21 protein-coding genes are annotated in these 20645 nt (G+C 52.2%); 14 read left to right on the top strand and 7 right to left on the bottom strand.

The genetic code is table 11. The features are described 5' to 3' along the window. Positions 1-16: 16 nt before the first annotated feature. Positions 17-364: a DUF413 domain-containing protein gene (gene maoP / locus QWY20_RS03315; protein WP_330127640.1), complete on the bottom strand. Its 348-nt coding sequence runs from the start codon at positions 362-364 to the stop codon at positions 17-19. A 183-nt stretch (positions 365-547) separates the two neighbouring features. On the opposite strand from maoP, the gene hdfR reads away from it, so the two are divergent. After that, a complete protein-coding gene (gene hdfR, locus QWY20_RS03310; protein ID WP_330127608.1) occupies positions 548-1396 on the top strand; it encodes an HTH-type transcriptional regulator HdfR in 849 nt (282 codons plus the stop codon). Here the strand turns inward: hdfR and QWY20_RS03305 are convergent. From QWY20_RS03305 to fadI, 4 genes are all read right to left on the bottom strand, one after another. Beyond that, complete coding sequence (locus QWY20_RS03305) at positions 1386-1607, bottom strand: hypothetical protein (protein ID WP_330127607.1); 222 nt, start codon at positions 1605-1607, stop codon at positions 1386-1388. The genes hdfR and QWY20_RS03305 overlap by 11 nt on opposite strands. A 70-nt stretch (positions 1608-1677) precedes the next feature. Continuing rightward, on the bottom strand, positions 1678-2139 hold the full coding sequence (locus QWY20_RS03300) for a gamma-glutamylcyclotransferase family protein (protein WP_330127606.1): 462 nt from the start codon (positions 2137-2139) through the stop codon (positions 1678-1680). Next, positions 2139-4271, bottom strand: coding sequence for a fatty acid oxidation complex subunit alpha FadJ (fadJ, locus tag QWY20_RS03295; RefSeq protein ID WP_330127605.1), 2133 nt, complete (start codon positions 4269-4271; stop codon positions 2139-2141). Before fadJ ends, QWY20_RS03300 begins: the two co-directional genes overlap by 1 nt. Further along, on the bottom strand, positions 4271-5581 hold the full coding sequence (gene fadI / locus QWY20_RS03290; protein WP_330127604.1) for an acetyl-CoA C-acyltransferase FadI: 1311 nt from the start codon (positions 5579-5581) through the stop codon (positions 4271-4273). The genes fadJ and fadI overlap by 1 nt, the downstream gene beginning before the upstream one ends. A 195-nt stretch (positions 5582-5776) precedes the next feature. Between fadI and QWY20_RS03285 the strand changes: the two genes are divergently transcribed. The 8 genes from QWY20_RS03285 (at position 5777) to QWY20_RS03250 (ending at position 15672) form a co-directional block, all read left to right on the top strand. Then, entirely contained in the window at positions 5777-6730 is a 954-nt protein-coding gene (locus tag QWY20_RS03285; protein ID WP_330127603.1) for an AAA family ATPase, read from the top strand. 2 nt (positions 6731-6732) lie between these two features. Further along, positions 6733-7674 carry a DUF58 domain-containing protein gene (locus QWY20_RS03280; protein WP_330127602.1) on the top strand — a complete coding sequence of 314 codons (942 nt, stop codon included), beginning with the start codon at positions 6733-6735 and terminating at the stop codon, positions 7672-7674. Then, the gene (locus QWY20_RS03275; protein WP_330127601.1) at positions 7667-8203 is read left to right on the top strand and encodes a DUF4381 family protein; all 537 of its coding nucleotides are present in this window, start codon (positions 7667-7669) and stop codon (positions 8201-8203) included. The genes QWY20_RS03280 and QWY20_RS03275 overlap by 8 nt, the downstream gene beginning before the upstream one ends. After that, positions 8196-9185, top strand: a complete 990-nt coding sequence (locus tag QWY20_RS03270) for a VWA domain-containing protein (RefSeq protein ID WP_330127600.1) — start codon at positions 8196-8198, stop codon at positions 9183-9185. Before QWY20_RS03275 ends, QWY20_RS03270 begins: the two co-directional genes overlap by 8 nt. Further along, complete coding sequence (locus tag QWY20_RS03265; protein ID WP_330127599.1) at positions 9172-11004, top strand: vWA domain-containing protein; 1833 nt, start codon at positions 9172-9174, stop codon at positions 11002-11004. Before QWY20_RS03270 ends, QWY20_RS03265 begins: the two co-directional genes overlap by 14 nt. After that, entirely contained in the window at positions 10998-12629 is a 1632-nt protein-coding gene (locus QWY20_RS03260) for a BatD family protein (RefSeq protein ID WP_330127598.1), read from the top strand. Before QWY20_RS03265 ends, QWY20_RS03260 begins: the two co-directional genes overlap by 7 nt. A gap of 152 nt (positions 12630-12781) precedes the next feature. Next, a complete protein-coding gene (gene putP / locus QWY20_RS03255; RefSeq protein ID WP_330127597.1) occupies positions 12782-14317 on the top strand; it encodes a sodium/proline symporter PutP in 1536 nt (511 codons plus the stop codon). Positions 14318-14451: 134 nt separating this feature from the next. Further along, complete coding sequence (locus tag QWY20_RS03250) at positions 14452-15672, top strand: EAL and HDOD domain-containing protein (RefSeq protein ID WP_330127596.1); 1221 nt, start codon at positions 14452-14454, stop codon at positions 15670-15672. A 37-nt stretch (positions 15673-15709) separates the two neighbouring features. On the opposite strand, the gene QWY20_RS03245 is transcribed toward QWY20_RS03250, so the two are convergent. Beyond that, on the bottom strand, positions 15710-16027 hold the full coding sequence (locus QWY20_RS03245) for a ComEA family DNA-binding protein (protein WP_330127595.1): 318 nt from the start codon (positions 16025-16027) through the stop codon (positions 15710-15712). Positions 16028-16278: 251 nt separating this feature from the next. On the opposite strand from QWY20_RS03245, the gene QWY20_RS03240 reads away from it, so the two are divergent. The 5 genes from QWY20_RS03240 to QWY20_RS03220 are packed head-to-tail and all read left to right on the top strand — an operon-like array spanning position 16279 to position 19537. Then, on the top strand, positions 16279-16791 hold the full coding sequence (locus tag QWY20_RS03240; protein ID WP_330127594.1) for a glycine zipper 2TM domain-containing protein: 513 nt from the start codon (positions 16279-16281) through the stop codon (positions 16789-16791). Positions 16792-16850: 59 nt separating this feature from the next. After that, positions 16851-17105: a PepSY domain-containing protein gene (locus QWY20_RS03235; RefSeq protein ID WP_330127593.1), complete on the top strand. Its 255-nt coding sequence runs from the start codon at positions 16851-16853 to the stop codon at positions 17103-17105. Then, complete coding sequence (locus tag QWY20_RS03230) at positions 17105-17782, top strand: response regulator transcription factor (RefSeq protein ID WP_330127592.1); 678 nt, start codon at positions 17105-17107, stop codon at positions 17780-17782. The genes QWY20_RS03235 and QWY20_RS03230 overlap by 1 nt, the downstream gene beginning before the upstream one ends. 17 nt (positions 17783-17799) lie before the next feature. Further along, a complete protein-coding gene (locus QWY20_RS03225; RefSeq protein WP_330127591.1) occupies positions 17800-19113 on the top strand; it encodes an ATP-binding protein in 1314 nt (437 codons plus the stop codon). 25 nt (positions 19114-19138) lie between these two features. After that, on the top strand, positions 19139-19537 hold the full coding sequence (locus QWY20_RS03220; protein ID WP_330127590.1) for a lysozyme inhibitor LprI family protein: 399 nt from the start codon (positions 19139-19141) through the stop codon (positions 19535-19537). Here QWY20_RS03220 and QWY20_RS03215 read toward each other — a convergent pair. Beyond that, a complete protein-coding gene (locus QWY20_RS03215) occupies positions 19534-20598 on the bottom strand; it encodes an AI-2E family transporter (protein ID WP_330127589.1) in 1065 nt (354 codons plus the stop codon). The two genes, QWY20_RS03220 and QWY20_RS03215, sit on opposite strands and share 4 nt — an antisense overlap. Between the last annotated feature and the right edge of the window lie 47 nt (positions 20599-20645).

Genomic DNA, 20645 nt, shown 5'->3' with positions numbered 1-20645 from the left:
GTATGACTACAGAGGATTAATCGCTGTCAACCTCAACGTAGCTGAAATCGTCACTGCTATCGGCAATTCGCTTTTTACCAAACACAGTGTGAAATTTGCGTTTTTCCTGCACCCGTTGTTTGTATTTCAACCAGGCTTTTTCCACTGCGCTGGCAGCCTCAGCCTCACCGCGGCAAACCAACACAAAATGATGCTCTTCATCAGTTTGTGGAGCACGACTACCCTGCTCCAACTCCTGCAAAGCAACACCATGCTTTTCCAGCAAATTACCTTCTGCCAGGGTAAAGCGTCCTGAGCGGGTAAACCCTTTCGGGAAATTCCGATCATCGAAAAAGCGACGTGGAGCGACAAAACTTTGCTGCATCACTTTTTTCCTCTGTTGCTCATCATTACAATGCATTTATAGGGTTGCATGTTGTACAAAGCAAGTGGTCATTGGGATCACAATCAACTTGCTCTGCTCAACTGTGCGGAGTATGGTGAACAAAATTGCCCTCGTAAAACAAAAGTTTTTTATCGTGAAGATAAAAATTTCTAAGGAAACAAGGTGGATACTGAGCTACTCAAAACTTTTCTAGAAGTACACCGAACCCGACATTTTGGCAAGGCAGCCGAAAACCTGTTTTTAACCCAGTCGGCCGTGAGTTTTCGTATTCGCCAATTAGAACAACATCTTGGCGTTACTCTGTTCAGTCGCTACCGCAACAACATTCAGCTGACCACTGCCGGAGAACGGCTCTTACCGCACGCAGAAACCATGATGATTACTTTGTTGCGGGCACGGCAGGATGTTGCCATCACGGCCGATCAACAGCATCAATTGGTTATCGCCTCTACTGCGACCTTATGGGATTGCTACCTGTTAGCACGTTTTACGGCCATGCAACAACAGCTCCCAGCCATTAGCTGGCGTGCTGAAAGTATGGAGCGTGAGTCGATGATCCGCGGCTTGTTGGAGCGACAATTGGATCTGGTACTGTTGTTTGACCCACCCAAAACAGATGATCTGCTGGTAGAGCATCAGGCTGAACTTCAGCTGCTGCCAGTCATTCACGCCAATTCAGCGCCCAGCAAAGCAGCCATGCAAACCAACTATGTATTGATGGACTGGGGAACAGCATTTCAGATTAAACATGCCGATATCTTGCATGAAGAAACCAGAGTTACCGTTCGGACCAACCACGCAGGAATTGCACTGGCTTCAGTACTGCAGCAAAAAGGGGCCGCTTACCTGCCTGAAACCATGGTGGCATCGCACCTGCAGCAGGGGTTACTGCAGCAGGTAGCAGACGCCCCAGTGATAAGGCGGAACTTGTATGCCGCTTATTTGAAAACAGCGGATAACCGTGAACATCTGACGAACACCCTGGCACACTTCAGAGCGGTTAAGGTCTGAACAAACGACTGTTTCGGCCTCTGGCTTTGAGAATGGTTAAGCGTTTATGGCTGGTAAAAAGTGGCAGCAAAAAAGGCCCGAGCGCCAGCGCAGCAATAGCCCAACGCCAGGCAGACATACCGGCGCGCAATGCCGCAATATAAATTGAAATAGCGGTGCAGACAAAAACAGCAGGCAGCAGCAACAAAGCGATGTCTCCCAGTGAAGTCATACCAATGGATGGCGAAACAGCGGTTATTTTATCAGATAAAGACCCGGTATGTTGTTAAAACAAGGCCAAATTACTGCTGCTGTTTTTCACAACCACTCTCATTAAAGCGCTGATAGACCCAGGCTTGTTCACCACTAGCCAATTGAACCTGAAAACGACAATAACGCAGCCCCAGGCGCTCATAGCGATCCAGCCGACGCATTTGCTGTGCGCTCACTTCAAGCAATAACCCCTCAACCATCGCATCCGGGTTGGGCTTGATGGTAAGGCCATGCCGCTTAAATGCCGGCAATTGCGCTGGCGTGGCTGGCACCCTGGCACCGGTAATAAAACGCCGAACCAGGGGCTGTTTCAAAGTGCCATAAACAAACACCCGATAACCCGTGCTGTTGTAATGCTCCGGTAGCTGCAAGGAAGCCACTGAGGGTCCAAGCAACCACCACCAGAGCATCAGGTAGCCAACAACCAGCAGCAACGAAGCCAGTAGGCTAACACGCAGTAACGAGCGCCTGAGCCTACTCACAGCCGTCATCAGTTATAAAAACGCTGGCCTTGCTCAGCCATCGTCATCAACAGATCACAAGGCGTAAAGCGGGCACCAAACTTCGCTTCATAGCCTTTTAGGAGCTCGACCAATTTGGCCGCCCCCAGACTATCCATGTAACGGAAAGGCCCGCCCAGGAACGGCGGGAAGCCGATACCAAAGATGGCGCCAATATCGCCATCACGGGCCGAAGCAATCACGCCCTCTTCCAGACAGCGGGCCGCTTCATTCAGCATTTGCACCGTGGTGCGCTGCACCAGCTCTTCACTGCTGAGTTTTGGGCTTGGGGTGATACCAAGCAATGGGTAGACACTGGCATCCACCGGTTTCTTGCCTTTGGCTTTGCCGCTGTACAGATAAAACCCTTTCGAAGACTTCTTGCCTTTACGGCCATCGGCCAGCAGTTTGTCAAAGGCAGCAGGCGCCGCAAAACGCTCACCGAGCTCGCCCTGCAAAATCGGGCCGATTTTAGCGCCAACATCGATGCCGACTTCATCCAGCAAGGTAATAGGCCCAACCGGGAAGCCAAACTTAACCAGGGCTTTATCCAGTTTCTCAATCGGCTCGCCTTGCAGCAGCAGTTGCGCGGCTTCGTTCATGTAAAGGGCCAGAATACGGTTGACGTAAAAGCCAGCGCCATCTTTAACTACGATCGGGGTTTTCCCTTGTTTACGGGCAAAAGCAACGGTGGTAGCTATGGTCTCTGGTGAGGTGCCCTGATGCGCAATCACCTCGACCAGTGGCATTTTATCCACCGGCGAAAAATAATGCAGACCAATGACATTTTCTGGCCGTTTGGCTTTGGCAGCGATCTGCCCTATCGGCAAGGAGCTGGTGTTGCTTGCAAAGATGGTGTCTTCTTTGCAGTGTTGTTCGATATCCGCCACCATGCTTTGTTTCAGCTCAAGATCTTCAAATACCGCTTCGACCACCAGATCCACATCGTGGAAGCCGCTGTAATCGGTGGTACCGGTCATCAGTGCCATTTGTTTTTGCAGTTCCGTTCTGCGCATAAAGCCACGTTTGGCTTTTTTATCCAACAACTGATAGCCATAGGCCAGTGCGTTGGCAATGCCTTGCTGCTGAATATCTTTGATGCGCACCGGTAAACCCGCTTTGGTGGCAGTCACACTGGCAATGCCGCCGCCCATCAGACCGCCACCTAACACCGCCACCTTGCGCAAAGTACGCGGTTTGGCATCACCTGCCCCACTTTCTTTCTTCATCTCGGTGGTGGCGAAAAACAGCGAGCGCAACGCTTTGGATTCCGGTGTCATGCAAAGCTCGCCAAAAGCCTTGGCTTCGGCTGCCAGGCCCTGCTGCATGCCCTTATCGATGCCAGCGCGGATCACCTGCAAAATTTTTAGCGGTGCCGGGTAGTTGCCATGGGTTTTGGCCAGGGTTTGTTTGCGCGCCTGGTCAAACACAATGCCACGGCCCGGGCCGGTTTTCTCCAGCAATTTCCCCACCAGATTAAGCTTGGGCTCATGCACAGGTTTCTTACCAGACAGCGCCAATTGCACGGCCGCATCCAGCAGAATACTGTTGGGTACCATGGCATCGGCCAAACCGGCTTTAAGGGCTTGCTTTGCCCGCAATTGCTTGCCGGTCAGCATCATATCCAGGGCTTTTTGCAGGCCAACCAGTTTCGGCAAGCGCTGTGTACCACCACTGCCTGGTAGCAGGCCCAATTGCACTTCAGGTAAACCCAGTACGGTTTTCCCATCGTCACTAACCACCCGCTGATGACAGGCCATCGCCAGCTCCAGACCGCCGCCAAGACAAGGGCCATGAATAGCAGCCACCACAGGTACTTTTAATTGTTCAATGTCGGCAAAGACTTGCTGACCTAAGCGGGCTATGGCTTCAGCTTCCTCGGCACTGTTGCAGCCATCCAGCATGCTGATATCAGCGCCAGCAATAAAGGAGTCTGGCTTACCACTGATAATCACCACGCCTTTGATGCTGCTGTTTTGCTTTAGCTCCGCTAGCAAGGTTTTAATTTCATCGGCAAAGGTGGCTTTGAGCACATTCATGCGCTCACCCGGCACATCCATGGTGATCACGGCAACGCCATCATCACGCAGTTGCAAAGCAAAGCTGCTAGTTTGTTCAGTCATTATTCGGTCTCCACAATCATGGCAGCACCAAGGCCACCGGCAGCGCAGGCAGTCGTCAGGCCTACCCCGCCGCCACGGCGTTTTAGTTCATGTAAGGTTTGTACCAGCAAACGGGTACCAGTCGCAGCAAAGGGATGGCCGTAAGCCAGGGAGCCGCCATTGACATTAAACTTATCCATATCGATGTCGCCAATGGCTTTATCCAGCCCCAGCTTTTCTTTGGCGAACTTGCTGCTGCCAAACATCTTCATATTGGCCAGCGCCTGAGCGGCAAAAGCTTCGTGCATTTCTATCAGGGTTAAATCGGCCAATGTCATGCCAGCACGCTGCAGCGCAATCGGGGTGGCATACGAGGGGCCCATCAGCATGTCTTCCCACACATCGATGGCAGCAAAGGCATAACTACGAATGTAACCGAGCGGTTCATAACCCAGTGCCTTGGCCCGGCTTTCAGTCATCATCAACACCGCCGAGGCACCATCGGTTAATGGCGTGCTGTTGGCCGCTGTAACGGTACCATATTTGCGATCGAACACTGGCTTTAAACGGGCATAGGAAGCCAGCTCGGACTCCATCCGCACATTGTTGTCCTGTTCAAAAAAGGTTTTGTGCGGTGGCACATGGGCTACCATCACTTCATTGGCCATCAGGCCAGATTGCCAGGCTTTGGCCGCCAGGCTGTGCGAACGATGCGCCATTTCATCCTGAGCTTCACGGCTGATGCCATGGGTTTTGGCCATTTGCTCGGCGGTCTGGCCCATCGACAAGCCGGTGCTGTATTCAGCCACCGCAGGAGGAACCGGTAACAAATCCTTTAAACCCAGTCGCTTTAAAATGCTCAGCTTCTGGCCCAGGGTTCTGGCTTTGTTCATATCCACCAGTGCCCTGCCCAGCTTCTTACTAACACCAATCGGCAACACTGAGCTCGAGTCCGCACCACCGGCAATACCCACATCCACCATACCGGCCAGCATGCTTTCGGCCACATTGGCCACCGCCTGAAAACTGGTAGCACAGGCACGGGTAACGCTGTAGGCGTCAGTATGCACATTCATGCCGGTACCAAGCACAATTTCACGGGCAATGTTCGGTGCCTCAGGCATCTGCACCACTTGACCATACACCACTTGTTCGACCAAAGCGGGATCAATCTCAGAGCGGATCAGCAGCTCATTGACCACCATCTTGCCCATATCCAGTGCCGACACCCCATGGAAAGCGGTGGCCTGCTTGGCAAAAGGAGTGCGTAAGCCACGAACGATGGCTATGCGATCCCCCTGACGGTTTGTTAATTGTATTTGCTTGGTCATAAGTATCCTCATGGTATCGGTAACAGGTCAGACCTGATTTATCGTTCGATTGTAACCACAGTTGCTGGAAATTAAAACACCTGTTTTAAAATGAACGCATTGCAACCCGCTCTTGTCTTTTGCAGAATGAACCTTATATAAATGCGTACGTCATAGCATAGCTGCTTTTATTCCCTGCAAAGGTTAAACATCATTATGGTACAAGCTTTTACCGAATTGAAACGCTACCTCGACAGCCAGGTTCTGGGCCAGCCGGCGCTGACTGAAGGCATTCTTATCGCCCTGCTTGCCAATGGCCACCTGCTGGTGGAAGGGCCTCCGGGCCTGGCGAAAACCCGTGCAGTCAATGCACTGGCTCATGGTGTGGAAGGCGATTTTCACCGTATTCAGTTTACCCCCGACTTGCTGCCCGCCGATTTGACCGGCACCGATATTTACCGGCCGGAAACCGGCCAGTTCGAGTTTCAATCGGGACCTCTGTTTCACCACATCATCCTGGCCGATGAAATCAACCGGGCACCGGCGAAAGTGCAATCAGCATTGCTCGAAGCCATGGCTGAAAAACAAATTACCGTTGGCCGCACCACTTACCCACTACCAGAACTTTTTTTAGTAATGGCAACGCAAAACCCGTTGGAGCAAGAAGGCACTTACCCACTGCCGGAAGCTCAGCTGGATCGGTTCTTATTGCACTTGAATGTCGATTACCCGGATGCAGACACCGAGCTGGCTATTTTACAACTGACGCGGAACGAAGCACTGCAACAAGCCGACGTCAAAGCACCACAAATGACCCAGGCGGATATTTTTGCCGCCCGCAAAAGCATTTTGCAGTTGCATTTAGCGCCGGCACTGGAGGAGTACATTGTGGCTCTGGTGCTGGCTAGCCGCCAGCCTGCCAATTATGATCAACAGCTCAGTCAATGGCTGGCTTATGGTGCCAGCCCTCGCGCCACCATCGCACTGGAGCGCTGCGCAAGGGCCAAAGCCTGGCTGGATGGCCGTGACTTTGTCACTCCAGACGATATTCAGGCGGTATTTCACAATGTGCTGCGCCATCGCATTATTCTGACCTATGCAGCCGAAGCAGAAGGAATTAAAACCGATGCGGTGCTGACGAAAATTCTTGAGCTGGTGCCCGTCCCCTGATCATGAGCGATGTCCACCCACAACAATGGCTTCAGCAACTGGCGGCAACCGGGGTTAGTCTCAGCCTGAATGAACTGCTTTGGTATCAGCGTTACACCAAACTGCTGGATCTCAGACCACAGCAACACATTCAAAGCAAGCTGGCAGGCAGCTACCTGGCGCGTAGTAAAGGCCGAGGCATGGAGTTTGATGAAGTGCGCCATTACCAAGCAGGCGATGATGTTCGCACCATCGACTGGCGGGTCACTGCGCGCACAGGCAAAGCTCACACCAAGTTGTTTCGCGAGGAAAAGGAGCGACCGGTTTTTATTCTGACTGATCTGTCCGATAGCATGCACTTTGGCAGCAGCCTGTTGTATAAATCCGTGCAGGCAGCTCATCTGGCAGCCTTGATTGCCTGGCATAGCAAAGCCGCAGGCGACAAACTCGGTGGCCTGGTATTTAGCGAACGCCACCATCTGGAGTTAAAGCCCCGCAGCCGCTCGGCTGGTGTACTGTATTACCTGCATGCACTGCAAGCGGTTTTCACAGAGCAACAGGGGCGCTATGGCCTTACGCTGCCGCAAGCGCTTGGCCAGGTACGACGGCTGGTGCGTCCCGGCAGTTTGTTATTTGTCTTGTCCGACTTTCAGCAACTGGACAGCGAAGCACTGCGCCATCTAAGTGCCATCCGTCAGCACAACGAAGTAGTCTGCGCGTCTTTATTTGATCCGTTAGAAATGACACTGCCCATCGGCGCCCACGGTGACGCCCCGGTGACCGATGGTGAACACTCAGCCTGGCTTGATCTTGGCAGCAAGAGCACCCGGCTGCGCTATCAAGCACAGCAACAGCAATTTTCTGCCGCGCTGCAACAAAGCCTGAAACAACTGGGCTGCCGCTGCCTGCCCATAAGCGCCGCCGAACCGCTGGTCAATCAACTACTCCGGAGCTGGCATGATTGAAACGCATCCTTTGCTGGCTGAGCTGGCGGATATCATCGAAACCGACACGGCACCCGCTATGGGGATAGCGCCTGGCTGGTGGTTGGTGTTATTGCTTGCGCTACTGGCAGCTGCTTTGGTGGTCTGGCTGGCCACGAAGCGCAGACAGCAAGTTTTACGGCAACGGGGATTACTGGCAGCCCGAACCGAAATGCAAAAATTAGTAGCCAGCGAATCCGTTGAGGCTGCGGCCATCAATCAGTTGCTAAAACGCCTGATCCGTCATTACGCGCCGAATAGTCCCTTGCTAAGTTGCAGCGTGTCGGACTGGCAACAGTTTTTGCAACAGCAGGATACAACAGTCGCCTGGCCGGATCTAAACGCTTTACTGTATCAACCCAAACCCGATGCTGCCGATGCGAAACACTTTGCCGATTGCGCCAAACGCTGGCTGGATCAGCAAAGCCTCCCGCAGCTACAACAGCTCGCACAACAGCATCTAGCACAACACCATCTAGCACAACAAAAGCCCGGAGGTGCGGATGTTTGAGCTGAACTGGCCCTGGTTGCTGTTACTCCTCCCCTTGCCTTTGCTGATAAAAAGCAGCGCTGCCATGGCTAGCCGGGCGCTGAAACTAAAACCATTAATGCAGGTTGCCGGACAAAGTCAGCGCAGCCAAAGCAAATGGAAACGACCAGCTACATGGCTGGCAGGTCTGATTTGGCTGGCCTTGCTGTTGGCTGCGGCTGAACCGCGCTGGTACGGCGAGCCGGTACAGATCCCGCAACAAGCCCGCGACATTATGCTGGTGCTGGATTTATCCGGTTCGATGGAAATCGAAGATATGCGCTGGCAAGGTCGCACCATTAACCGGATTGAAGCAGTGCAAATTCTTACCCGGGACTTTTTAGAGCGACGTCAGGGCGATCGCATTGGTTTGATTTTGTTTGCCGATGCCGCTTACCAGCTCACGCCGTTAACTCTGGATTTAACCACAGTACAGACCATGCTGGATGAAATCGTAGTCGGCATGGCGGGCCGGCGCACCGCCATCGGCGAAGGCATTGGTCTGGCAGTGAAACGTTTTAATGAGCTTGAAAGCTCCAACAAAGTGATCGTGTTTTTAAGCGATGGCGCCAGCAACACCGGCAATATCAGCCCGGAAGAGTCACTGCAGCTTGCTATAGCTGCTGGCGTCCGCATTCATACCGTAGGCATTGGCGCTGAAGAAATGCTGCAACAGGGCTTGTTTGGCCCTCGGGTAGTGAATCCTTCACACGATCTGGATGAGCCTTTATTGATCCGGATGGCGGAGGAAACCGGCGGTGCTTATTTTCGGGCCCGCAACATGCAGGAATTTGAACGCATGTATCAGTTACTGGACGAGCTGGAGCCGATTGAGCGCGAAACCTTAAGTTACCGGCCACAACGTAGCCTGGTGCACTGGCCTCTGGCTGTGGCCTTGCTGCTTTCACTCTGGCTGGTAGCATTACACATTCGTTGGCAGGAGTTATGGTATGCCAATCGCTGAACTGCACTGGTTAAGACCCTACTGGTTGTTAAGTCTGCTGCCGCTACTCATGATGCTGGCACTGTTCTGGCGGTACCGGCAGCAAAAAAGCCCCTGGCAACAGCTGATCGCACCGCATTTGCAGCAGCATCTGCTGGGCAAAACCAGCGGAAGGGTTAGTCGCTGGACACTGCCGCTACTGGCCCTATGCTGGCTACTGTCGGCCATTGCCCTGGCTGGCCCAAGCTGGCAACGAATCGAACAGCCGGCCATTACCGTCAATAAAGCAACGGTACTGATTATTGATATGTCGATGTCGATGTACGCTACCGACATGACCCCCAATCGACTGAGTCAGGCCCGCTTTAAAGCGCTGGATTTTATTGATGTGCTAAAGGAAGGCGAGCTTGCGCTGATCGCCTTTGCCGGTGATGCCTTTGTGGTCAGCCCGCTGACACCGGATCACAACAATGTTCGATTGCTGCTGCCTAACCTGCGACCTGACATTATGCCAAACCAGGGCTCCAACCTGCTTGCTGCTTTAAAAGAAGCAGATAGGCTGCTGCAACAAGCAGGCTATGCACAAGGCGATATCGTGGCCCTGGTCGATGGCTTTGAGCGGCATAGCGAGCGCGAATTATTTGATCAGGTGTCCCGCATGCGGCATCGCCTGTCAATTATCAGTTTTGGCAGCGAAGAAGCTGCGCCGGTGCAACTGCCGGATGGCAGCTTGCTGCGCGACCGTAACAACCAGTTGGTGCTGCCCAAAGTTCCGGTCAATCAGCTGCGTCAACTGGCTCAACGCGGCGGTGGTGTTTTCCAGCAGGCGCAGCTATCTGACAGTGACATTCAGGCCATCCTCAGCCTGTCCGATTACCGCCAACAAGGTCGCACGGAACAGCAACTGCACAGCCGTGGCGACGATTGGCGCGACAAAGCGGTCTACCTGGTCTGGTTGCTGTTACCCCTGGCACTATGGCTGGGTAAACGAGGTCAGTTGCTGCTGGTTTGCCTGTTACTGCTACCACCGGGGGTGATGGCAGAAGGCAGCCGTAGTCTGTTTCAAACCGACGAGCAACGCGCCATGCAGGCCTATCAGCAAGGTGATTATCAGAGCGCTTATCAGCTATTTAGCGATCCTTACTGGCGGGGCCAGGCCGCGTACCGGGCTGGCGATTATCTGGCCGCGGAACAAGCCTGGGCCACACTGAATGACAAAAGCCCTGCCGCCAGCCACAGCTACAATTTGGGCAATGCCTTAGCCAGACAAGGTCGTTTTGAAGAAGCGCTTAGCGCCTATCAATCGGCCTTGCAACAAGACCCGGAGTTGGAGCAAGCCCGGCACAATGCCGAGCTCATCCAGCGCCTACTGGATGAACAACAAGAGCAGCAAGACGGTGATGACAACGGCCAAAGCGATGATCAACAAGAACCATCAGAACAGGGCTCGGACAGCAGCCAGTCTCAGGAAGACAGCTCTGGTTCTTCAGATCCCTCCGCCACCGATGACGGTGCGGATGGCTCTGAGCAAGGGGACAGCCCTGAGCAAACCGACAGCACCGAGCAAACCGACAGCACCGAGCAAGAAGGCAGCAACGAAGAACAGCAAAGTGAGCAACAGGATCAGGCAGATAGCGAGCAAGCAGTGACAGAACAGCAACAACGCCAGGTGGTGGAGTCCCCCTGGCCCGATGCAGATCCTGAACAACAACAAGAACTGAATAATCTGCTGCGTAAAGTACAGGATGATCCGGCATTGCTGCTACGTAACCGGATGCATATTGAACATCAACGCCGCAGGCAGCAACAGCTGCCGACAGGAGCCCGAGAAGAATGGTAAGAACCCTTTGTCTGTGTTTGTTGATTGTAAGCAACTGGCCCTTGTGGGCAGCCAGCCAGCTCAGTGCCAGCGTCGATAAAAACCCGGCCATGGTCGGTGAGGCCATCGTACTGGAAGTCATCGCTGATGCGCGTTTAAGCGCTGATCAACTCAACTTCCGCATCCTGGAGCAGGACTTTCGAGTCACGGTGCCATCCGTCAGCCAAAGTACCCGGGTGATAAATGGCGAAGCCAGTCACACTACCAGTTGGCGTGTATCGCTGTTTGCCAGGGAGCCTGGCCAGTACATCATACCTTCTTTTCAGGTTGGCCAGGCCAGCAGTCAACCGATTGCGCTGGAAGTCTTAGCCGCAACGGCCACTGCTGATGGCAGACCAGAAGTGTTTTTAACCGCCAGCCTGGAGCAAAGCCGGCTTCACGTGCAGCAAACCGGCTACTACACGGTAACGATTCATTACCGGGGCGATCTGCAGCGCGGCAGCCTGACCGAACCTGCCATGGAAGGTGCAACGGTTCTTCAAATAGGCCGGGATGAAGAAGGCAGCGTGCTGATCGATGGGGTGCGTTATCGCACCATTAGCCGACGTTTTGCCATTACACCACAGCGCAGTGGTCAATTCAGCATTAGCGCTCCCGAGTTTACCGGCGAGTTACTGGACAGAGACAGCAGCCGCAGCAACTTTTTTGCCCGTACCCGTACTGTGATACAACATGCCGAAGCCATTGCGGTTGACATTTTGCCCATACCGACCGATTTCCCTGGGGATTGGCTGATAGCGGGTCTGGTTACTTTGCATGAAGAATGGTCTGGCGATCTTACCGAACTAAGGCAAGGCGAGCCCATCACCCGAACCATTACTCTGTCCGGGGTGGATGTCGCCGCCAACCAATTACCAGATATCGACTTTACCGCACCGGCAAAGTTTCGGCTCTACCCACAGCAACCGGAGCGCCAGGGAGCACAGCGCAATGGGCGCCTGGTGGCACAAAAAACCTTTACCCTGGCGATGATCCCAACGGAAGCAGGCGAAGTGCAACTGCCCGAGCTACGCTTGCCCTGGTGGAACAGTCAGCGTCAGATGGTGGATTATGCCACCCTGCCCGCTCGTACAATTCAGGTCCTTCCTGCAGCAAGAACTCAGCCTGATGCGACCGCGTCACAGCTGTTAACCAGTCAAACGACGCCTGCACCTGAGATAATCGTTGCCTCACCCTGGCATTGGAACCATCTCAGTAGCCTGTTGCTGGCTGCCTGGGCCCTGAGCACAGCCTTGTTGCTCTGGCGCTGGCGCCGGCCTAAAGGCAATCAACAAGCAATCAACAGCCCGAGCTTTAATTCTGCCGCGCTCAGAAAAGCCTGCCGCCACAATCAACCAGAGGTGGCCCGTGACTGCTTGTTGTATTGGGCACAAGGACAACTGAATGAAAGCATCCGCACACTCAGCGCCTTAGCTGCAGCCGTTGAGGAACCACTACGCAGTGAATTGCTATTGCTAAATAAAGTCCTGTATCACCCCGAAGCCGCGGCATGGCAGGGGGATAAGCTCTGGCAGGCCTGGCAAGGGTATCAGCCAACAAGGGCTCTGGAACCGGTGCAAAGTGAACTGAAATCGCTTTATTCTTAACCCATCGCGTCTCTGTGCTGCTCCAGAATCAACACTCAGCATTACCGCCCCGCTGTTCATCCGGCGGGGCTGGCACTTACGGCCATAGCTTGTTAGCATGAGCTCTTGCAAAAGAACAACAACAGCGTTTGCGCAATCAACAGGAGTTTACTTTGGAAACAGGCACCTTTATCTCCCTCGCCATTTACTTTCTTGCCATGCTTGGCATCGGCCTATACGCCTATCGCACCTCCACCAGTGATGTCTCCGGCTATATGCTGGGTGGTCGCAAATTAGGTCCAGGAGTCACCGCCTTATCTGCCGGTGCCTCCGATATGAGCGGCTGGATGCTGATGGGTTTACCCGGCGCTTTTTTTGTCGCGGGCTTTTCCGAGGTGTGGATCGCCATCGGCCTGACGGTTGGCGCCTATTTGAACTATCTGATTGTCGCGCCACGTTTGCGCACCTACACCCATGTCGCCAAAGACTCCATCACCCTGCCCGATTATTTTGAAAACCGTTTTAACGATCAAACCAGAGCGCTGCGTTTGGTGTCCGCTGTGGTGATTATCGTCTTTTTTACGCTCTATACAGCAGCAGGCGTTTATGCAGGTGGTACCCTGTTTCAGAATGCGTTTGGTCTGAACTATGAGATTGGCTTGCTGCTAACCGCTGGCGTAGTCGTAGCTTACACCCTGTTTGGTGGCTTTTTAGCCGTCAGCATGACCGACTTTGTGCAAGGCTGCATTATGTTTATTGCGCTGATTCTGGTCCCGGTGGCAGCCTTCCTTATCTTAGGCGGTACTGAACCTGTGCTGCAGGAAATTGCCCAGATGGAGCAGCCGATGCTCAACCCACTGCATGGGGCTACTGTGCTGGGAGTGATCTCCTTACTGGCCTGGGGTTTGGGGTATTTTGGTCAGCCACACATCATCGTGCGATTTATGGCGATTCGCTCGATTAAAGATTTTAAAGTAGCGCGCCGCATCGGCATGAGCTGGATGATAGTCGCCCTGATTGGTGCCATGCTGACCGGTATTATCGGCGCAGTTTATATGGCTACCCAAACCGGTTCGCTCGGTCCGGCCGCTTATCTGGATGCCGAAGGTCAACTGGCCGATCCGGAAACCATCTTTATTGTGTTGTCGCAAATCCTGTTCCATCCTTTGGTAGGAGGCTTCCTGCTGGCCGCCATTTTAGCCGCTATCATGAGTACCATTTCCTCACAGCTGCTGGTGACATCAAGCTCACTGACCAAAGACTTCTATCTGGCCTTTATGCGCCGCAATGCCTCAGATCGCGAACAGGTGATGGTAGGAAGAATTTCGGTAGTCATTGTCGCTTTGGCAGCGATTGGCTTGTCACTGAATCCCAGCCAAAACTTACTTTCCCAGGTTGGCAATGCCTGGGCTGGTTTCGGCGCAGCCTTTGGCCCTCTGATTATCTTTAGCCTGTACTGGAAACGCATGACCTATGCCGGTGCTTTAAGCGGCATGTTGGTCGGTGCTGGCACGGTGTTGTTCTGGATTTATGCACCGCTCACCATTGCCGGTGATACCTTAAGCAGTTATGTCTATGAAATCGTCCCCGGAGCCTTATTCAGCGCCATTGCAATTGTAGTGGTAAGCAAACTGACCGCTGAACCTGCTGTGAGTATCCAACAAGACTTTGAACGCATGGAGCGACGACTGGAAACAGATATGGAGTAAAACACAGCCCTTAGCAAAAATTGCTAAGGGCTTTTTTTTTGCTTGTTTCCACCCGCGCAAGCAGCTATAAACTAACAGATAGTGTCTGGTAGTATCCATGCTGCCCTGCTTAACCCCCGAGGACTTTGGTTTCTATGTATTTCTATGCGGCACGCCAACCGATCCTGGATCGAAATAAAGAGCTCTACGCTTATGAATTGTTGTTTCGGGATAGTCTGGAAAATGTTTTTCCGGATATTGACGGAGATGAAGCAACCTCCAAAATAATCGAAGGTAGCCAGTTTTCATTCAGTCTGGAAGATTTTTTAGGTGATAAACCCGGGTTTATCAACTTCACTTTGGACACGCTGCAAAAAAAATACCCCAGAATGCTGCCAAAAGAGCAGATCGTGGTGGAAATTCTGGAAACTATTCAACCGGGTAAACGCCTGCTGGCGGAGTGCCAGGATCTGAAAAACAAAGGCTATGTGCTGGCATTGGATGATTATGAACACCAGCCTGTCTGGCGTCATTTCTACCCTTTTGTTGACATTATAAAAATTGACTTCCTGGCCACAACGATCGAGACCATCGAGCAAATTAAGCAAGCGATTGCCGATTTCCCCCATATTAAATTACTGGCAGAAAAGGTAGAAACCAATCAGCAATTTGAAACGGCTATGGGGCTGGGTTTTGACTATTTTCAGGGTTTCTTTTTTTCCAAGCCGGAAATGATGCAAACCAAATCGCTGTCGCCTGCTCAGATGACTTTGGCTGAACTGCTGTATGAAACCTCCAAATCCGAGATGGATCTGACTGCGATCACCGCTATATTCCAACGTGATGTCAGCTTGTCTTACAAATTACTGCGTTACAGCAACTCGGCTATTTTTAAACGGCGCACCGAGATTGCCACCATCAAGCAAGCCTTGGTGGTGCTTGGCCAAAATGAGTTAAAGCGCTTTTTGTCATTATTATTTACCGCTCAAATCAGCAGTGATAAGCCAGCCGAACTGATGCGGCTATCGATGACGCGGGCCAAGTTTGCCGAAGGCCTGGCCGAGTTGCATGGTACCGATGCATCTAAAGCATACCTCACCGGCATGATGTCGCTGATGGATGCGTTATTGGATGAGTCGATTGAGTCCGTCATGCAAAAATTACCCTTGGCGAAAGATATTAAAGATGCACTGGTAGAGGGGTCAGGCGTTTTGGCGGATTACCTGAAGTTGATGCAATGGTATGAACAGGCGGATTGGCAGCAGGCAAGCACCTTGATTGAGCAACTGCAATTACCTTCAGATAAAGTACCAGATGCTTACCATGAAGCTCTCAGCTGGGCCAATGAACAAATGAAAGTGATGGGAGACAGCTAACTCCCATCAGTTTCTGCAGCAGTATTTAAAGCACTATTCAGTGTTCAAAATGCACGTACTGCGCGACAGTCTCCGCCAGCCTGGGACCAATGCCACGTACTTCAGTGAGCTGCTGCTCGCTTCGAATAGCCCCATGTTCAGCAATGTACTTTTGGATGGCCTCGGCTTTTTGTTGCCCTATCCCTGGGATCAAAGCCAATTGCTCTGCACTTGCAGTATTCAGGTTAATTTTCTGCACAGCAGCTGAGCCTTGTGTTTGGGCAATCGTTTGCTGTGGCTTGGTTTCCCAGGCAAACAACTGATTGGATACCAGGGCAGCACAGGTCATCGCAAAAGCAAATACAACTGTTTTCATCGTTTTAAACTCCATTTAAGGTCGCTGCACAGCCAAAAGGCAAAGCAATCACCAGTTCTTGCCACCTGGTCACGCAAGAAAGATCACCAATCAGCAACCATAAAGTTAACCAGGTTAAATTTAATATAACTAAAAAAACAAATAGATCAAATATTATTCACTAAAAATATGTGCGTTTTTGCTGCATGGTTCAGCCGAAATTAAGCCTGACATCTCTATGCTGATAAGGTAAATCAAGCGAGGTGCTTATTATGAAAATGCTCCCTGTATTTGCCGCACTATCAAGCCTGGTGGCTGGATCGGCTCTGGCACATGCCAACCATGTTGAATACGCCAGGGTGACCAAGGTAGAACCAGTCTATCGCACGGTTGCCCAGCGTAGCCCGCAACAAGTATGCCATACCGAGGCTGTGCATTACCGTGGTAGTCAACGCACGGATACCACTCCAGTGGTTCTCGGTGCTATCGCCGGCGGCGCTTTGGGCCATGCCATGGGACGTAACAAGAGCAATAAGCGTGTTGGCATGGCAGCAGGAGCTGTGCTGGGCGGTGCTGTAGTCAGCGACATTCAGCGACAGAATAATCAGCCACAAACCGTGCATCAACAGCGTTGCCGGGTCGTGAATAGTTCGGTACAGTACCACAATGTATTTGATGGCTATCAGGTAAGTTACACCTTGCGTGGCCGCCACTACACCACCATGCTGGACTATGATCCCGGACCACGCTTACCGGTTCAGGTCAGTGTCCGGCCAGGCTACTAAGAACGCAGGACAAAAGGAATGAGGCAAGACAATCAACAAACAATTTTGTGGAGCTAACCATGTTACGTAGTACAGCAATCCTGTTATTGGTTGTCTTGCTTGGTGTGCTGCCGGCTGCAGCCAGCGCAAGCAACAGCCCCACTGTTAGTAAAGAACAAGCAACAGAGCTAGCACTGCAGCGCTTTCCTGGCCGAGTGCTGAACGTCAAAAACGAACAACAAAACTACCGCATCCGGGTGCTGCAACGGGACGGACGTGTGGTTACAGTCATAGTGGATGGCCGGACCGGCCGGGTTACAAGGGACGATCGCTGATGCGTATTTTAGTGGTAGAAGACGAGCAGATACTGGCCAATCAGATCCGCAACCATCTGACTGAGCAACAATTTAGTGTAGATATGGCTTTTGATGGCCGTGATGGCGATTTTAAGCTCAGTGAGTACCCTTACGATCTGGCCATTATTGATTTAGGTCTGCCTCACATGGATGGCCTGAGCCTGATCCGAAAAGCCCGTAAAAAGGACATCAAAACCCCAATCATTATTCTGACTGCACGCGGCAGTTGGCAGGAAAAAGTCGAAGGCCTGGACGCAGGTGCCGATGATTACCTGACCAAGCCTTTCCATATGGAAGAGTTATTAGCGCGTTGCAATGCCTTGATCCGGCGTGCGGCAGGCCAACCTGATCCAACCCTGTCGGCGGGCCCTGTGGCGTTAAATAGCCGTACGCAGCAAGTCTGGTTGCATGAGCAAGAAATCAGCCTGACCGCTTATGAGTATAAAGTACTCGAATACTTTATGATGAATCCTAATAAAGTCATTTCAAAAACGGAATTAACCGAGCATATCTACGATCAGGATTTCGATTTAGACAGCAACGTGATTGAAGTTTTTGTACTGCGACTTCGCAAAAAACTCGATCCGGAAGCCGAGCTTAAACCGATCGAAACACTGCGCGGCCGGGGTTATCGTTTCACGCTGGCCGTGAGCTAAGTGCCTGCATGCCCGCTATGAGCCTATCGTTAAAACTGCGGCAGGGTTTAATCAGCCTGCTGCTGTTTGCCTTTTTACTGCCAGGTTCCTTTATCGCCATAGAGCGTGCTTTTTACACGCAACTGGTGACCAATACTGAGCAAAAGTTGGAAGTTCATCTCTATGCGATTTTGTCGGAAATTCAGGTATCTGCCGATAAAGTCCAACTAAGCAATGTCGCGCTGGCCCCCGACTTTTCCCGGCCCAATTCCGGGCTAAGCGCTTTTATTACCAATGAGTCCGATGTACTCTGGCAATCCGACTCCTCCATCACCCAGCAATTTGAACCCGAGCTGCTGCCAATGCTGCCCGGTAAAAGTGATTTCAGAGCCGATATTCAATACGGCCAAAAATACTGGGTGCTCTCCATTGCACTGCTGTTTGATCAAGGCGACAACACCATTCCATTGACCGTGCATGTGGTGCAATCGGATCACTTACTGAATACCCCGCATCAGAGCTTTTTACGCACCCTGATCCGTTGGTATCTGGGCATTGCCCTGGTGCTTTTGCTGGTGATGCTGCTGGCTTATCGCTGGACCACCCGACCACTCTCTGTGCTGGATCACGAAATTCGCCGGGTAGAAAGCGGCAAGCAAGAGCAGTTAACCGGTAAATACCCGGCAGAACTGATGGCATTAAAAGAAGATCTGAACTTGCTGCTGGCCAGCCAAAACCGTCAAAAACAGCGTTATCGTCATCACCTGAGTGATTTGGCCCATGCCCTGAAAACCCCTCTGGCCGTTCTGAATACCTCGCCACTTAGCGAGCAACCCGAATTAAAAGAGCAGTTGGATCGGATCAGCGCTATGATTGATCATCAGTTAAAACGCGCCAGTAGCTCAGGACAGGATGTCTGGAAGAAACAAATTCCACTGCAACCTCTGCTGGAGAAAATGATCAAGGCGCTGGGGAAAATCTACCAACACAAAGGCTGCCATATTGACGTAGATTGTCCGCCTGACACAGCGTTCAAAGGCGATGAAACCGATATGATGGAAATCCTGGGAAATTTACTGGATAACGCCTGCAAAGCCTGTCAGCACCAGGTACGGCTTCAGGTGAGCACGAACCCATTTACCCTGGTGGTGGAGGACGATGGCCCCGGCATCCCGGCTGCTCGTCGCTCACAACTGTTTCAACGCGGTACCCGCCTGGATACCTACCAAGAGGGGCATGGTGTTGGCCTGTCCATTGTGGCCGAGCTGGTCAGCTCCTATAATGGTGATTTAGACGTTGGTGACAGTGAGCTGGGCGGCGCACGCTTCCAGATTCGGTTTCCAGAGCTATGAACCCCTGTTCAGACGAGGTCGGCCTATGATGTTCAGCCTTACCCTGCTTGCTGTTAGTCTGCATACCGCAGCTATCGAGGAGCTTTGCCCCTGGCCTGAGAGTGGTAGTCAGCAACAGCGTTATCATCAGCAACTCAGTTGTTACGACCAGCAACTGGTCACAGCCCGACGAGCTTTGGCCCAGTGGGAGCAGCATCATACCTTTGTATTGCAGCAGCACAGTCAGCGCAGCGGACGCCCGGCGGCATACAATAGTTTCAAAAGCTCCCAGGAAACCTTCACCCAACTTAAAGAGCAGCATTGCCGCTGGCAATACCAGCTGCAGCTGCCCGATGTGCAGCTGGGCGCAGCTTACTACAAACGTTGCCAGTTACAATTAATCAAACAACGCACCGAACAACTGGAGTCGCTGGCAGCCCGTTAAGCCAATGGCTCGTCCAGATCGTCTCTGAGTTCGGTTTGCTCCTCCGAGTCCAGTAAAACGGCTATCCAACGACCATTGGGGCTGTTCTCGAGTGCGATTTTTACAATCATGGTCAATGGAATACTTAGCAGCATCCCGACAGTACCAAGCAGCCAGCCCCAGAAAATAAGCGATAAAAACACCACTAAGGTAGACAACCCTAAGCCTCGCCCCATAAACCGTGGTTCCAGCATATTCCCAATCACCAGATTGACGGCAATAAATATCAGGGTAGTCCCCACCGCCAGACTAATACCGCCATCGACCAGCGCCACCAAAACAGCGGGCACCGCCGCGATGATGGAACCAATATTCGGAATATAATTAAGCAAAAAAGCCAGCATGCCCCACAGCAAAGGGTAACTCACCCCCAGCAACCACAGCAACAAACCAACGACCACACCGGTCAGTGCACTCATGCTGGTTTTTATGGCAATGTAGCGATTCACCGACTGCAAAAACTGCTGTACCTGCTGTAACTTTTGCTCTGGATCTTTCATTCCCAACTGAATTTTTGCTGGAATACTATGCGCCTCCAGCAACATGAACACGACAATCAACAGGATCAGCAACGTATTGGTGAGCATGGTACCAAGCCCTGCCAACAGATTGGTCGCCAGTGTCATGGCTGAACCCGGATTAATTTGACTAAGCAGCTGCCTGGGCTCAAGTACCAGGTGGTACTCGGCCAGCCAATTCAGTAGTTGCAGCACCACCAGGTTCAGTCGCCCCTGATACTCCGGCATATTACGGGTTAAGTCAGTCAACGACTGACCTACTATAGTGGCAAAAAAAGTACCAAACACCACAATCAACAGGATCACCAAGCCAATCGCCGCCAACTTGGGCACATGCCAGCGATGCAATAACTGGATTAACGGGCTGCAGATAATGGCAAGAAATAGTGCCAGCAGAAAAGGGACCACGATGGTTGCCGCGGCTTTGATACCAGCAAGAATAATGACCAGCGCAGCGCAGGCTACCAGAATTCGGGTGGTGTTGGAGTCAGTCAGCGTGCTCATAAAGGTCCTTGCATTCTTTGATCGGGAAAGGCTTAATAAACGTAACG

Source organism: Alkalimonas cellulosilytica (genome assembly GCF_036325985.1).
GTDB classification, from domain to species: Bacteria; Pseudomonadota; Gammaproteobacteria; order Enterobacterales; family Alteromonadaceae; genus Alkalimonas; species Alkalimonas cellulosilytica.
Note: the sequence above shows the minus strand (reverse complement) of the source record. Positions and strands in the feature narration are given on the sequence as shown.